This is a genomic window from Geodermatophilus sabuli (assembly GCF_900215145.1).
In the GTDB taxonomy this organism is placed as follows: Bacteria; Actinomycetota; Actinomycetes; order Mycobacteriales; family Geodermatophilaceae; genus Geodermatophilus; species Geodermatophilus sabuli.
Window position 1 is genome coordinate 47,256 of the sequence record NZ_OBDO01000005.1, and the last position, 13,381, is coordinate 60,636.

General features: G+C 74.6%; 13 protein-coding genes. 11 read left to right on the forward strand and 2 right to left on the reverse strand.

The window, feature by feature from the left end:
• Window positions 1–101 precede the first annotated feature (101 nt).
• From CRP39_RS12495 to CRP39_RS12540, 10 genes are all read left to right on the forward strand, one after another.
• The gene (locus tag CRP39_RS12495; RefSeq protein WP_172442423.1) at window positions 102–950 is read left to right on the forward strand and encodes an IclR family transcriptional regulator; all 849 of its coding nucleotides are present in this window, start codon (window positions 102–104) and stop codon (window positions 948–950) included.
• A complete protein-coding gene (locus CRP39_RS12500) occupies window positions 947–1,417 on the forward strand; it encodes a pyridoxamine 5'-phosphate oxidase family protein (protein WP_097206724.1) in 471 nt (156 codons plus the stop codon). Before CRP39_RS12495 ends, CRP39_RS12500 begins: the two co-directional genes overlap by 4 nt.
• On the forward strand, window positions 1,414–2,667 hold the full coding sequence (locus CRP39_RS12505; RefSeq protein WP_172442424.1) for a M20 family metallopeptidase: 1,254 nt from the start codon (window positions 1,414–1,416) through the stop codon (window positions 2,665–2,667). The genes CRP39_RS12500 and CRP39_RS12505 overlap by 4 nt, the downstream gene beginning before the upstream one ends.
• Entirely contained in the window at window positions 2,664–3,701 is a 1,038-nt protein-coding gene (locus CRP39_RS12510) for an ABC transporter permease (RefSeq protein ID WP_172442425.1), read from the forward strand. The genes CRP39_RS12505 and CRP39_RS12510 overlap by 4 nt, the downstream gene beginning before the upstream one ends.
• The gene (locus CRP39_RS12515; protein ID WP_101811060.1) at window positions 3,698–4,903 is read left to right on the forward strand and encodes an ABC transporter substrate-binding protein; all 1,206 of its coding nucleotides are present in this window, start codon (window positions 3,698–3,700) and stop codon (window positions 4,901–4,903) included. Before CRP39_RS12510 ends, CRP39_RS12515 begins: the two co-directional genes overlap by 4 nt.
• A gap of 4 nt (window positions 4,904–4,907) precedes the next feature.
• Window positions 4,908–6,425: a sugar ABC transporter ATP-binding protein gene (locus CRP39_RS12520; RefSeq protein WP_097206728.1), complete on the forward strand. Its 1,518-nt coding sequence runs from the start codon at window positions 4,908–4,910 to the stop codon at window positions 6,423–6,425.
• Window positions 6,422–7,396: an ABC transporter permease gene (locus CRP39_RS12525; RefSeq protein WP_172442426.1), complete on the forward strand. Its 975-nt coding sequence runs from the start codon at window positions 6,422–6,424 to the stop codon at window positions 7,394–7,396. Before CRP39_RS12520 ends, CRP39_RS12525 begins: the two co-directional genes overlap by 4 nt.
• Window positions 7,397–7,422: 26 nt before the next feature.
• Window positions 7,423–8,295 carry an amidohydrolase family protein gene (locus CRP39_RS12530; RefSeq protein ID WP_172442427.1) on the forward strand — a complete coding sequence of 291 codons (873 nt, stop codon included), beginning with the start codon at window positions 7,423–7,425 and terminating at the stop codon, window positions 8,293–8,295.
• A 26-nt stretch (window positions 8,296–8,321) separates the two neighbouring features.
• Complete coding sequence (locus CRP39_RS12535) at window positions 8,322–9,467, forward strand: pyridoxal phosphate-dependent aminotransferase (RefSeq protein WP_097206731.1); 1,146 nt, start codon at window positions 8,322–8,324, stop codon at window positions 9,465–9,467.
• A 116-nt stretch (window positions 9,468–9,583) separates the two neighbouring features.
• Entirely contained in the window at window positions 9,584–11,962 is a 2,379-nt protein-coding gene (locus CRP39_RS12540) for a DNA polymerase III subunit gamma and tau (protein WP_097206732.1), read from the forward strand.
• Window positions 11,963–12,042: 80 nt separating this feature from the next.
• Here the strand turns inward: CRP39_RS12540 and CRP39_RS12545 are convergent, their stop codons facing one another.
• Window positions 12,043–12,528: an SRPBCC family protein gene (locus tag CRP39_RS12545; RefSeq protein ID WP_097206733.1), complete on the reverse strand. Its 486-nt coding sequence runs from the start codon at window positions 12,526–12,528 to the stop codon at window positions 12,043–12,045.
• Window positions 12,525–12,893, reverse strand: coding sequence for an ArsR/SmtB family transcription factor (locus CRP39_RS12550; RefSeq protein ID WP_097206734.1), 369 nt, complete (start codon window positions 12,891–12,893; stop codon window positions 12,525–12,527). Before CRP39_RS12550 ends, CRP39_RS12545 begins: the two co-directional genes overlap by 4 nt.
• A gap of 139 nt (window positions 12,894–13,032) precedes the next feature.
• Here CRP39_RS12550 and CRP39_RS12555 point away from each other — a divergent pair, with 139 nt between their 5' ends.
• The gene (locus CRP39_RS12555; RefSeq protein WP_097206735.1) at window positions 13,033–13,371 is read left to right on the forward strand and encodes a YbaB/EbfC family nucleoid-associated protein; all 339 of its coding nucleotides are present in this window, start codon (window positions 13,033–13,035) and stop codon (window positions 13,369–13,371) included.
• Window positions 13,372–13,381 lie beyond the last annotated feature (10 nt).

Genomic DNA, 13,381 nt, shown 5'->3' on the forward strand with positions numbered 1-13,381 from the left:
TGTCCTCGTCGTCCCACCGGAGGACCGCACGGAGGCTCTCCGGGACGACGGACTGGCGCCGAGGCCTTGTGCGCGCTGTGATCCTCGTCACAATGGACGCCGTGTCCAGGCACCGAATGGACTCCCCGTCCAGTCCTGCCGCTGGGTCGGCCAAGGCGCTGGTGAAGGGCTTGGCGCTGGTGGAGCACGTCGCCGACAGCGACCGCCCCCTGCGCCTCATCGAGCTGGTGGAGGCCAGCGGGCTGCCGCGGCCCACCGCACTGCGGCTGCTCGACGTCCTCTGCCGGGCCGAGGTGCTCCGGCTGGACGACACCGGCGCCTACGGCCTCGGGCCTCGGGTCGCGGCCTGGGGCCAGTCGTTCCTGGACCGGTTGAACCTGCGCTCCCAGGCCGCGGACCTCATGGAGGAACTCGTCGGCATCAGCGGCGAGACCTGCTTCCTCGGCGTGCTCGACGGCTCCCAGGTGCTCTACGTGGCGGCCGTCAACAGTCCGAAGCCGGTCCGCCCCGCGGCCCGGCCCGGCTCGCGCAACCCGTTGCACTGCACCGGTATCGGCAAGGTGCTGCTCTCTGGCCTGTCCGATGACGAGGTGGCGGCCCTGCTGGTGGCACCCCTGGAGCGGCGCACGAGCAACACGATGACCGACGTGCCCACCGTGGTTCGTCACGTCCAGGCCGTGCGGGTGCGCGGCTTCGCGACCGACGAGATCGAGAACGAGGAAGGCGTGCGGTGCGTGGCCGCTCCGATCCGGGACCACACCGGCGCCGTCGTCGCCGGCCTGTCGGTCTCGGCGCCGGCCTACCGGTTCTCACCCGACGACGTCCAGCGGCTGGCGCCGGACGTCGTCCGCGTCACCACCGAGCTGTCCCGGCGGCTCGGCGCGGCCCCCCGGCCCGACGACCTGACCGCCGGCGTCCACACGCCGGGCCCTGAGAGGAGCATGCGATGAGCGACGACGAGAGCTGGCGCGGCACGGTCGGCAAGCTCGACGAGGACGCGGTCGCCGCGTTCCTGGCGGAGCCGCGGATCGCACGGCTGGCCTGCCTGGACGACGAGGGCTGGCCCTACGTGGTGCCGTGCTGGCAGGAGTGGGACGGAGAGGCCTTCTGGGTCGTCCCGCGGGAGAAGGCGGCCTGGGGCCGGTATCTGGAGGCGGAACCGCGGTGCGCGATCACCGTCGACGAGGAGGGTGCCCAGCGCAAGGTCGTCGCCCAGTGTCGTGCCGAGCTCGTCGAACGCCCCAACGTGGGCGGTCAGTGGGTGCAGGTGGCCGAGCGGATGGCGACGCGGTACCTCGGCGAGAACGGCCCGAAGTACCTCGAGCCGACGCTGGACAAGGCGCGCTGGCTCTACCGGCTGGTCCCCGTCAAGCTGCAGACCTGGCAGGGGCAGGACTGGGCCCGGCGGTACAAGTGACCGGCGGGCCGGACCGGTCGGCCGACGACGTCCTGGACGTCGTCGCCCTCACCCAGACGATCGTGCGGACGCCGAGCCCCAACCCGCCCGGGGACGAGCAGGCCGTTGCCGCCGCGGTCACCGAGCTCCTCCCCGCGCTCGGACTGCCCGCCGCCCAGGTCGTCGCCCTGGACGCCGCACGCCCCAACCTGCTGGTGGTCCTGGACTTCGGCGGCGGTGGCCGGCACCTGGTGCTCTCCGGCCACCTCGACACCAAGCCGGTGGGTGACGCCGCGTGGACGGTCGACCCCCTCGGCGGCGACATCGACGGCGATCGGCTCTACGGCCTGGGGGCGGCCGACATGAAGGGGGCGGTCGCGGCCATGCTCGTCACCGCGGCCCGGCTGGCACGCGACCCGCTGCCCCACGGCCGGCTGACCCTGCTGTTCACCGCCGACGAGGAGGACGGGGCGAGCTTCGGCGCCCGCCACGTCGCCCGGAGCCGGCCCCTGGGTGCCGATGCCGTGGTCATCGGGGAGCCCGGCGGGATCGAGGCCGACTTCGACCGGCTGCACCTGGTGAGTCGGGGGATCGCCCGGTTGCGGCTGTCCGCACGGGGCCGGCAGGGGCACTCGAGCCTGTCCGGCGAGCCGGGCACGCGGAACGCCGGGGTCGACGTGGCCCGCCTCGTGACCGCGGTCGCCGACGAGCTGGCCCTGGATGTGCCGGCCAACCCCGACGGGCTCGCCGGCTGGGCCGCCACCGTCAACACCGGCATGACCTACCGGGGGGGCGTCGGCTACGGCGTCCTCCCCGGCCGGATGGCCGTCGACACGGAGGTACGACTGCTCCCGGGCATGGACCGTGCGGCCGTGACCGCCGCCTTCACCGACCTGACCGGGCGGGTGGCGAGCGAGACCGGCGCCGACCTGGCGGTCGAGTACGACGCCGCCCCCAACGACTGGCTGCCGCCGGCCGCCGTTCCCGCCGGGCACTCCGTCGCCCGGGCGGCCCAGGAGGCCTGTGCCGCCGTGCTCGGCACGGTGCCACCGTTCGCCGTCTTCCCCGGGACGACGGACGCGACCTGGTTCGAGGCCGAACAGGGCGTCCCCACCCTGCCCGCGCTCGGCCCGGGTCTGCTGCGCCGGGCGCACGGAGCCGACGAGTGGGTGTCGGTCACCGCGGTCCGGCGGTCGGTGGAGCTGTACGAGGAGCTGGCCCGCCGGTTCTGCACCATGGCGGGCCCTTCCGCGGAGAACGGTCGCTCGTGACCACCGGGACGCGGCCGGTGGCGGCCTCCGCGCCGGCCGGACCCAGTGCGCCGGGTGGGCGGGCCCTCCTCCGCCGGGCCCTGTCGCTGCTCGCGCCGCTGGCCGGTCTGGCCGTGATCCTCCTGCTGGCCGCGGTCACCACGCCGGGCTTCTACAGCACCGGGGTCCTGCAGCTGGTGCTCTTCCAGATCGGACTCATCGGCGTCACCGCGGTCGGGCAGACCCTGGTGCTGCTCGTGGGCGGCATCGACCTGTCCATCGGCGCGGTCATCGGCCTCACCACGGTCATCATCGCCGTCTACACCCGGGGCGACGGCGCGCGGCTGGGCGTCGCGATCCTGCTGGCACTGGCCGCCGGCGCGGTGGTCGGCCTGGTCAACGGGTTGCTCGTGGTCCGACGGCTGGTGCCCGCATTCGTCGCCACCTTCGCCACGTTCGTCCTCGTCCAGGGCGTGATCACCGCATGGACGCGGGGTGCCCCCTCGGGCAACATCCCGGGCGCGCTGTCGCCGCTGGGCACCGGCCGCTGGCTCGGGGTCCCCGTTCCGGCGTGGGTGTTCCTGGCCGTGGCGGTCGTCGCCGGGATCGTCTTGGGCCGCACGGGCCTGGGCCGCCGGCTGTACGCCACGGGCGCCAACGCCCGGGCCACCGCGCTGTCCGGCGTGCGCACCGGGTGGATCATCGCCGGCTGCTTCGTCGCCTCGGCGCTGCTGGCGGTGCTCGCGGGACTGATCAACGCCGGCTACATCGGCTATGTGGACGCCCGTCTGTCCCGCAGCCTCGACCTGAACTCCGTTGCCGCCGCGGTGATCGGTGGCGTCGGTCTGACCGGGGGGCGAGGCCGCATCGGCCAGACCGTCGCCGGCGTCGTGCTGCTCGCCGTCCTGCTGGCCTGGCTGCGGCAGCTCGGCGCGGGCGCCGGGGCGCAGCTGATCGTGAGCGGCGCCGTGATCCTGCTGGCCGTCTGGCTCCAGAACAGCGGATGGACCCCTCGGTCCCCCCGTCGGAACAAGCAGAGGGATGGAGTGCGATGAGGACACACATCGGCGTCTCGGGCCGTGCGCGGCAGCTGCGCCTGCCGCTGGCCGTCGGCCTCGCAGCCGCGCTCGTGGCGGCCTGTGGGACCGAGCAGGAGGGCGCGAGCGCCGGCGGTGAGGGCGGTGGGGGTGGTGGGGATTGCGCCAACGCCGAGGAGGCGCAGGCGTCCTACGAGGAGGCCTGGACCGAGACCGCCGAGCAGCTGGGGCTGGAGGACCTGCAGCCCACCGCGGAGGAGGTCTGCGAGGTCGACACCGCGGAGTGGGCCGCCGAGCCCAAGCAGGGGGACACGTACCGGATCGCCTTCGCCGCGCAGGGGCCGACGAACTCGTGGGGCCTGACCAACGAGGAGGCGTTCCGCAGCCACGCCGAGGAACTCGGGGTGGAGGTCCTGTACGCCTCGGCCAACGGTGACGCCACCGCGCAGGTGGACAACATCCAGCAGCTGGCCTCCCAGGACCCCGACGCGCTCGTCGTGGTGCCGATGGGGGAGGGCATCACCGGCCAGGTGCAGGCCGCCGCCAACCAGGGGATCCCCGTCGTCCTGTGCGCGGGCCGGCTCGGCTCGGACAGCGGCGCGGTGTCCACGGTGACTCGTCAGTACGAACTCCTCGGCACCGCCTACGCCGAGTGGCTGGTCCAGCAGCTCGGCGGTGAGGGGCAGGTCGCCGTGCTCAGTGGCCTGGCCGGCGTGCCGACCGCGGAGTTCCAGAAGGCGGCCGCGCTCGAGGTGTTCGCCGAGCACCCGGGCATCGAGGTGGTGACCGAGCAGTACACCGAGTGGTCGCCGACCGTCGCCAAGCAGGTGGCGGCGAACCTGGTGACCCAGTACCCCGACCTCGACGGCATCTGGTCGGACTCCGGTTACGGCGACCTCGGCGTGGTGCAGGCCTACCAGGAGGCGGGCAAGCCCGTTCCGCCGCTCACCGGTGACGCGATCAACGCGTTCCTCAAGGCCGTCCAGGGCACCGACGTCCGCTTCGGCCTGTCGTCGTTCCCCCCGGAGCAGAGCGTCGAGTGCCTGGACACGGCGATGTCGGTCCTGGCGGGTGAGCCGGTCCTCGACAAGGTCTACATCAACAGCCCGAGCTTCACGCACGAGCAGATCGACCAGTACGTCCGGCCGGAGTGCAGCGACAACCTGTTCGTCCCGTCCTCCCTGCCGGACGAGCAGCTGCGCGGACTGGGGCTCTGCTGACCCCATGACGTCCTCCACGGCGGCTGTTCTGCAGGCCCGGGGGCTGACGAAGTCCTTTCCCGGGGTGCGGGCGCTCGACCGGGCCGACCTCACGTGTCGGTCCGGTCGGGTCCACGCCCTCGTCGGGGAGAACGGGGCCGGGAAGTCCACGCTGGTGCGCATCCTCACCGGCAACCAGCTCCCGGATGAGGGAGAGGTGCTGCTCGACGGCCGCTCGGTCCGGTTCGCTGACCCCCGCGAGGCCATGGCCGAGGGGGTCAGCGCGGTGTACCAGGAGCTGACCGTGCTGCCGGCGATGAGCGTCGGTGACAACGTGATGCTCGGACAGGAGCGCACCTCCCGGGGCCTGATCGACCGGGCGGCGCAGGACCGCGAGGTCCGCGCGGCGCTGGCGCGGGTCGGGCTCGGGGACCTCGACCCCCGCACCCGGGCCGAGGACCTCTCGCTGGCCAACCAGCAGATGGTGGAGATCGCCCGGGCACTCGTCCGGCGCAGCCGGGTGATCGTCCTGGACGAGCCGTCGGCGGTGCTCTCCGGCGACAAGCTCGAGTCGCTGTTCACCGTCGTCCGGGGCCTGGCCGCCGACGGCGTGGCGATCGTCTACATCAGCCACCTGCTGGAGGAGGTCACCGACCTCGCCGACGACGTGACCGTGCTGCGCGACGGCCGGGTGGTGTCCACCGGCCCGGCCGGGGACTACGACGTCCCCCGGATCATCCGGGACATGGTCGGCCGCGACGTCGACGCGGTCTTCCCGCCGCTGCCGGAGCCGGCCGACGAGGTCGTCCTCGCGGTGCGAGGGCTGGTCCCGGTCAGCAGCACCCGGTCACCGGTGGCGTTGGACCTCGACGTGCGCGCCGGGGAGATCGTCGGCGTGGCCGGGATGGTCGGTTCGGGCCGCAGCCGGTTGCTGCGCACGATCGCCGGGGAACACCCCCGGGCGGCTGGCACCGTCGAGGTCGCCGGCCGCCCCGTGCCCACCGGCACCCGGCGGGCGATCGCGGCCGGCGTCGCCCTCGTCCCGGAGGAGCGCAAGACCGAGGGGCTGGTCCTGCCCCTGTCGGTGCGGGCGAACACCACGCTGGCTGCCCTCGGTCAGGTCCTGCGGGGCGGTTTCCTCTCCACCCGCCGGGAGCGAGTGGTCTTCCAGGAGGAACAGGCCCGGCTCGGCATCAAGGCATCGGACCCCGAGCAGGGCACCTGGCAGCTCTCCGGCGGCAACCAGCAGAAGATCGTGCTCGCCAAGTGGCTGCGGCGGGGGCCGCGCGTGCTGCTGCTCGACGAGCCGACCCGCGGCGTCGACGTGGGTGCGAAGTCCGAGATCTACCGGCTGGTCACGGGGCTGGCCGTCGAGGGCATGGCCGTGGTCATGGTCTCCAGCGACCTGCCGGAGGTCCTCGGGCTGTCCCATCGGGTCCTCGTCTGCCGGGGCGGCGGGGTCGTCGGCGAGCTGGCCGGCGACGACATCAACGAGGAGAACGTCATGCACGTCGCCCTGGACACCGCAGGGACGTCCCGGTGAGCGCCGCGGTGGCCGCCGGCACGCGACCGCGGCGGATCTCCCTGGCCGACCTCACCCGGACCGGCGCGGCCGTGTGGATCGTCCTCCTGGCCGCGGTCCTCGCCCTGACCGTCGCCGACGCCGGGGGCTTCTGGGCCCCGGCGAACATCGCGAACGTGCTCACGGCCACGGTGGTCCTGGGCCTGGCGGCGCTGGGGCAGCACCTGGTCGTGCTCAGCGGCGGGATCGACCTGTCGATCGGCTCGGCAGCGACGCTGTCGGCACTGCTCACCGCCCTGCTGATCAACGGCTACCCGATCCGGACGGCGCCGGTCGTCATCGGGATGCTCCTGCTCGGTGGTCTCATCGGCGTACTGCACGGGCTGCTGGTGGCGCGGGTGGGCCTGCCGCCGTTCATCGTGACGCTGGCCACCCTCTACCTCATCCAGGGGGCGGCGTTCACGATCAGCACGACGCCGACCGGACGGGTCACCAGCGCGCTGTCCGCGGTCGCACTCGAGCGCATCGGTCCGGTGCCCTACTCCTTCGCGGTGCTGGTGCTCGCGGTCGCCGTCGTGGCCTTCGTCCTCGCCCGGACGGCGTTCGGGCGGCAGTTGTACGCCGTGGGCGGCGATCCCGCGGCCGCCCGGGCCAACGGGGTCCCGGTGGCCAGGGTCCTGGTCACCGCCTACGTCCTGGCGGGGGTCCTCGCGGCACTGGCCGGCGTCCTGCTGGCCGCCCGGGCCACCGTCGGGTCGCCCACCGCGGGGCTGGGGCTGGAACTCTCCACGATCACCGTGGTCGTCCTCGGCGGCACGTCGCTGCTCGGCGGCCGGGGCAGCCTGGTCGGCACCCTCGGCGGCGTGCTGCTGCTGTCGCTGGTCAGCAGCTCGGTGACGTTGCTGCAGCTGCCGGCCACCCTCACCGACCTCATCCGCGGCGTGGTGATCCTGGCCGCGGCTGCCATCTTCGTCACCCGGGCCCGACGATGACCGGCCCCGGAGGGGGAGGGGAGGTCGTGGACGGGCACGCCCACGTCTTCCGCTCCGCAGCCGCCTCACCCCGCGGCGTGGACGAGCTGGCCCCTGCCGACCGGGAGGCGACGGCCGAGGACCTGCTGGTCCACATGGACGCCGCCGGGGTGACCTCGGCCGTGCTCGTCCCCCTGGACGGCGCGGACGACGACGTCGCGGAGGCGCTCGACCGGCACCCCTCGCGCTTCGCCGCAGTCGCGGTGGCCACCCCGGCCGAGCTCGGCACCGGCGGGGTGGACCCGGTGACCGCCCTGCGCGCCCGGCGGGACCGGTGGCCGTTCGGTGCGCTGCGGACCATGTGGCTGGGGGAGCCGGGACGGCCAGTGGCCGACTCCCCGGCCCTGCCGGTGCTGCGGGCCCTGGCCGCGGAACAGCTGCCGCTGTGGAGCTACCTGCCGCCGGAGCAGCTGCCCCTCCTGGAGGAGCTCGTCCGGCTGCTGCCGGAGCTGCCCGTGGTGCTCAACCACCTCGGGTTCTGCCCGCACGACATGTGGGTCGACGAGCACCGCCGGCCCCGCTTCGCCGACCCGTTCCCGGAGCCGCTCGTCGAGCGGCTGCTCCGGCTCGGCGACGCACCGCTCGTGCACGTGTTGGTCTCCGGCCAGTACGCGCTGTCCACCGAGGAACCGCCGTACGCCGACCTGTTCCCGGTCACCCGACGGCTCGCCGCCGTCTACGGTGCCGAACGGCTGCTGTGGGGCTCCGACCACCCCTGGCCGAGCGACGTGCCCGGATATCCCGTGCTGACCGGCCTCGTGGACGCCGCGCTGCCCGACCTCGACCAGCGTGGGAGGGCGAGGGTCCTCGGCGGCACCGCCCGCGCGCTGTTCCCCCGGCTGGCCGCGCCGGCCGGCTGAACCCGCCGAACGAGGAGAGACCGGAGATGCCGACCCTGGCCGCCGGCGCGGAGTCCATGCCGCGCTCCGGCATCCGACAGGTGATGGACCTGGCGTGGAGCCTGCCCGACCCCGTCATCGGGCTGCACGTCGGCGAACCGAGCTTCCCGTCGCCTGTGCACGTCATCGAGGCGGCGCGGGCCGCCTACGCGGCGGGGGAGACCCACTACGTCCCCAACGCCGGGATCGACGCGCTGCGCGTCGCGATCGCCGAGAAGGTCAGCACGGCCAACGGCTTCGCCGCCACCCCGGCCCAGGTGGTCGTCTCGGCCGGTGGCGCCCAGGCGCTGCACAACGCCTTCTCCCTCACGCTCGGCGCGGGGGACGAGGTGCTGATCCCGGATCCGGGCTGGCCGAACTACGCCATGGCGGTGCAGCTGCTGCAGGCGGTGCCGGTGCGCTACCCGCTGCGGCCGGAGCACGGCTTCCGGCCCGACCCGGCCGAGCTCGCCGGGCTGGTCACCGAGCGCACCCGCGTGCTCGTGGTCAACACACCGTCCAACCCGTTGGGCACGGTGCTGCCGGCCGCGGACATCGAGGCCCTCGTCCGGCTGGCCGAGGAGCACGACCTCTGGCTGCTCTCCGACGAGTGCTACGACGCGCTCACCTTCGGGCAACCGCATGTCAGCCCGGGGCGGTTCGACCGCGACGGCCGGGTGCTGAGCGCGTTCAGCTTCTCCAAGACCTACGCCATGACCGGGCTGCGGGTCGGCTACCTGGTCGCCACCGAGGAGGTGGCCCGGCAGTCGGCCAAGCTGCAGGAGCCCCTGATCGCCTGCGTCAACGCCCCCGCCCAGGCGGCGGCGCTGGCGGCGTTACGGGGGCCGCAGGAGGACGTCGCCACGATGCGCGACGCCTACCGGGAGCGGCGCGACCTCGCCCTCGGCCAGCTCGACACCCAGGGCATGGGCTACCTCACCCCCGAGGGCGCCTTCTACCTGTGGGTCGATGTCCGGGACCGCAGCCGCGGGGACGTCGGCGCGTGGGCGCTGGACCTGCTGCGCGAGCAGCACGTCGCGGTCGCGCCGGGGACGACCTTCGGCCCACTGGGCGAGGGCTGGGTGCGGCTGTCCCTGGCCACGGCCACCGAGGACCTGCTCGAGGGCATCCGGCGGATGGGCCAGATCCGATGACCACCCCGCGCCGGCACCCGGGGAGCGGCTGCGGCCGCCCTGACCCACCGCCGCGGCACCGTCCCCGGGAGGCCCGCCTGCCCGGCAGTGTCCCCGCGGGGACGTAACCTCGCCCCGTGGCACTGGCGCTCTACCGGAAGTACCGCCCGGCGACCTTCGCCGAGGTGGTCGGCCAGGAGCACGTGACCACCCCGCTGGTCAACGCCGTCGACGGCGGGCGGATCAACCACGCCTACCTGTTCAGCGGTCCCCGCGGCTGCGGCAAGACCTCGTCGGCGCGGATCCTGGCCCGGTCGCTGAACTGCGAGCAGGGGCCGACGTCGACCCCGTGCGGCGTCTGCGGCTCGTGCGTGGCCCTGGCGCCCGACGGCCCCGGCTCGCTCGACGTCATCGAGATCGACGCGGCCAGCCACGGCGGTGTCGACGACGCCCGCGACCTGCGCGAGCGGGCCTTCTTCGCACCGGTGAACAGCCGCTACAAGGTCTACATCGTCGACGAGGCGCACATGGTGACCACGCAGGGCTTCAACGCCCTGCTCAAGGTCGTCGAGGAGCCGCCGGAGTTCCTCGTCTTCGTGTTCGCCACCACCGAGCCGGACAAGGTGCTGCCCACCATCCGCTCGCGGACCCACCACTACCCGTTCCGGCTGGTGCCGCCGACGACGCTGCGCGGCCTGCTGGAGAAGACCTGCGCGGCCGAGGGCGTGACCGTCGAGCCGACCGTCTTCCCGCTGGTGGTCCGGGCCGGCGGCGGCTCGGTGCGCGACTCGCTGTCGATCCTCGACCAGCTGCTGGCCGGGGCCGGGCCCGAGGGTGTCACCTACAAGAGCGCCGTCGGGCTGCTCGGCGTCACCGACGACGCCCTCCTCGACGAGGCGATCGACGCCCTCGCCGCGCACGACGCGCCGGGGGTCTTCCGCGCCGTCGACCGGGTGGTCGAGGCCGGGCACGACCCCCGCCGCTTCGCCACCGACCTGCTCGACCGGCTGCGTGACCTCATCGTGCTCGACGCCGTCCCCGACGCCGGCGGCAACGGGCTGCTCGACTGCCCGCCCGACCGGCTGGACCTCATGAGCTCCCAGGCCCGGGCGCTCGGCTCGGCCACGCTGTCGCGGATGGCCGACACCGTCCACGAGGGCCTGACCGAGATGCGCGGGACGACGGCGCCGCGGCTGCTGCTCGAGCTGGTGTGCGCCCGGATGCTGCTGCCCGGCACCGACGACTCCGCGGCGGCCACCCTGCAGCGGCTGGAGCGCCTCGAGCGGCGGATGTCGATCGCCGGTGAGCACGCCGGCCGGGCGGGTGGGGGAGCGATCGCCGAGGCCCCCGCCGCCCCGGAGGCGGAGGTCCGCCGCCCGCCGGTGGACGACACCCCGCCCGCGCCGCCGGCCGGCCCGCGGCGGGAGTTCGTGCGCAGGTCGCAGGCCGGGGAGACCGCTGCCCCGGCCGCGCCCGCCCAGCGCCCGGCGACCCCGCCGGCTGCCGAGCGCCCCGTGACCCCGCCGGCTGCCGAGCGCCCGGCGGCCGCGCCGCCCACCGAGCGCCCGGCGGCCGCGCCGCCCACAGGGCGCCCCGCGGTCCCGGTAGCCGAGTCGCCGGCAGCGGCGCCCGCGGCGGCCGCCGACGACTGGCCCGCGACCACGCCACCCGGTTCCGGCGCGCCGGACGCGCGCCCGGCGCCGGCGACCGACGACGGCTGGCCCGCGACGACCCCGCCCGGCTCCGGCGGGGCGGCGCGCCCCGCCGCCCCCGCGACCCCCGCCGCGCCGGCCACGCCCGATGCGGAACGGCCGCGGCCCCGGGTCGCCGACGCCGAGCCGGACATCCCCCTGCCGCCGGAGCCGACCGACGACGAGGACTGGCCGCACCAGCCGCGTCCCGCCGCCGCTGCCGCGGCGGCCGCCCGCCTCGACCAGCCCCGGCCGGCCGCCGACGACGCGCCCCGGGCCGCGGCGGAGTCCGCGCCGGCGCCGCGCGGCGGGGAGCCGACGCCGGTGGTGTCGGCGCAGCCCGAGCAGCCCGCCGGCGACGGCGAACTCACCACCGCCGACGTCCGGCGCACGTGGCCGGAGCTGCTCAAGGTCGTCCGCGGTCACAAGCGCACGACCGAGGCGCTGCTGAAGAGCGCCCAGGTGCACGACCTGGGCAACGGCACGCTCACCCTGGCGGCCACCTCGCCGGCGCTGGCCAAGATGCTCGGGGACGACCTGAACAAGGACGTCGTCCGGCAGTCGCTGCAGGAGCTGCTCGGCGTGCGCTGGAAGGTGCAGGTCGTCGTCGAGGGCGCCGCCGCCCGCAGCGGTGGGCCGGCAGTGGCCCCGGAGGCCGCCCGCGAGGCGGCGCGGGCGGCGGAGGTCGCCGAGGCCCGCGAGCTCATGGCCGAGCGGGCCGCGGAGGGGTCCGGTGGCCGGGAACCCGCGCCGGTCGTCGACCCGGAGCAGGCGGCGCTGTCCCTGCTGCGCGCCCAGCTCGGCGCCCGCCCCATCGAGGACTGAGGAAGGACCCCCTGCCCCCCACCGTTCGCAAGCTCGCGGCGGGACCCTGCAGGGGGGCCATGAGGCAGGCGCGCCTGCTCTCAGCCCTGCGCGAGGACCTCGTCGAGGCGCTCGTAGCCCTCGCGGACCCCGACCTCCATGCCGCTGGCGACGAAGGCGTCGCGGTCGGCGAACGAGTCGACCAGGGACGTCGCGGTCAGCCGGGTGCGGCCGTCGCCGAGGTCCTCGAGCACGAGCTTCTCCAGCGCGACGCCGTCGGGCATGCCCTCGAAGGTGAACGTCTGCACGATGAGCTCGTCCGGCCGGACCTCGTGAAAGCAGCCGTGGAAGCCGTACTCCTCCCCGCCCTGGCGGTGCACGTACCGGTAGGAGCCACCGGTGCGGCAGTCGAAGTGGTCGATCGACATCTCCAGGCCGCGTGGCCCCATCCACCGGACGACCAGCTCGGGGTCGGTGTGCGCGCGGAACACCTTGGCCGGCGGGGCGTCGAACTCCCGGGTGATCCGGATCAGCGGGACCTCGGGGTCGGCGGCGATCTGCGTCTCGTGGTGCTCGGTGGTGGTCATGACGGTGTTCCTCCCTCGGGTGGTGCAGCGGTGGGTGGGCTGTCGTCCGGCATCGACCGGAGGACGTCGTCCAGGCGGCGGTAACGCTCCTCGGCCTGGCGGCGGTAGCGCTCGATCCACTTCGTCATGAGGTCGAAGACCTCCGCTTCCAGGTGCACCGGGCGGCGCTGGGCGTCACGGCTGCGGCTGACCAGGCCGGCGTCCTCCAGCACCCGCAGGTGCTTGGAGACGGCCTGGACGCTCACGTCGTAGGGCTCGGCGAGCTCGCCGACGGTGGCGTCGGCCACCGTCAGCCGGGCGACCATGTCGCGCCGGGTGGGATCGGCCAGGGCCGCGAAGACCCGGGACAGCGGATCGGCGGCCATCAGGGGGACCTCCTCTCGTCAACCAACCGGTTGAAAAAGAGGGTGCGCCTGAGGGTGGCGTGTTGTCAACCTCCTGGTTGAAGAAGGTGGTCGGCCCGTCGTCCCGCCGCGCGTCGTACCCGCGGCCTACGCTCGGGTCATGTTCCCCGGTGGTCAGCCCGACATGGCACAGCTGCTCAAGCAGGCGCAGCAGATGCAGCAGCAGCTGGCTGCCGCGCAGGAGCAGCTGGCGCAGGAGACCGTCACCGGCTCGGCCGGAGGTGGCCTGGTGACGGCGACGATGACCGGTCAGGGCGAGCTGTCCGCGGTGACCATCGCCCCCGAGGCGGTCGACCCGGCCGACGTCGAGACCCTGCAGGACCTCGTCGTCGCCGCCGTCCGTGACGCCTCGCGCCAGGTCAACGAACTCACCGCCAGTCGGATGGGGCCGCTCGCCGGCGGCCTCGGCGGCGGCGGCCTGGGGTTGCCGGGCCTCTGAGTCCCGGCGT

Excerpts from the sequence above, each read along its gene's own strand:
- CRP39_RS12500 (WP_097206724.1), top strand. The coding sequence starts at position 947 with ATGAGCGACGACGAGAGCTGGCGCGGCACGGTCGGCAAGCTCGACGAG.
- CRP39_RS12515 (WP_101811060.1), top strand. The coding sequence starts at position 3,698 with ATGAGGACACACATCGGCGTCTCGGGCCGTGCGCGGCAGCTGCGCCTG.
- CRP39_RS12520 (WP_097206728.1), top strand. The coding sequence starts at position 4,908 with ATGACGTCCTCCACGGCGGCTGTTCTGCAGGCCCGGGGGCTGACGAAG.
- CRP39_RS12535 (WP_097206731.1), top strand. The coding sequence starts at position 8,322 with ATGCCGACCCTGGCCGCCGGCGCGGAGTCCATGCCGCGCTCCGGCATC.
- CRP39_RS12545 (WP_097206733.1), bottom strand. The coding sequence starts at position 12,528 with ATGACCACCACCGAGCACCACGAGACGCAGATCGCCGCCGACCCCGAG.
- CRP39_RS12550 (WP_097206734.1), bottom strand. The coding sequence starts at position 12,893 with ATGGCCGCCGATCCGCTGTCCCGGGTCTTCGCGGCCCTGGCCGATCCC.
- CRP39_RS12555 (WP_097206735.1), top strand. The coding sequence starts at position 13,033 with ATGTTCCCCGGTGGTCAGCCCGACATGGCACAGCTGCTCAAGCAGGCG.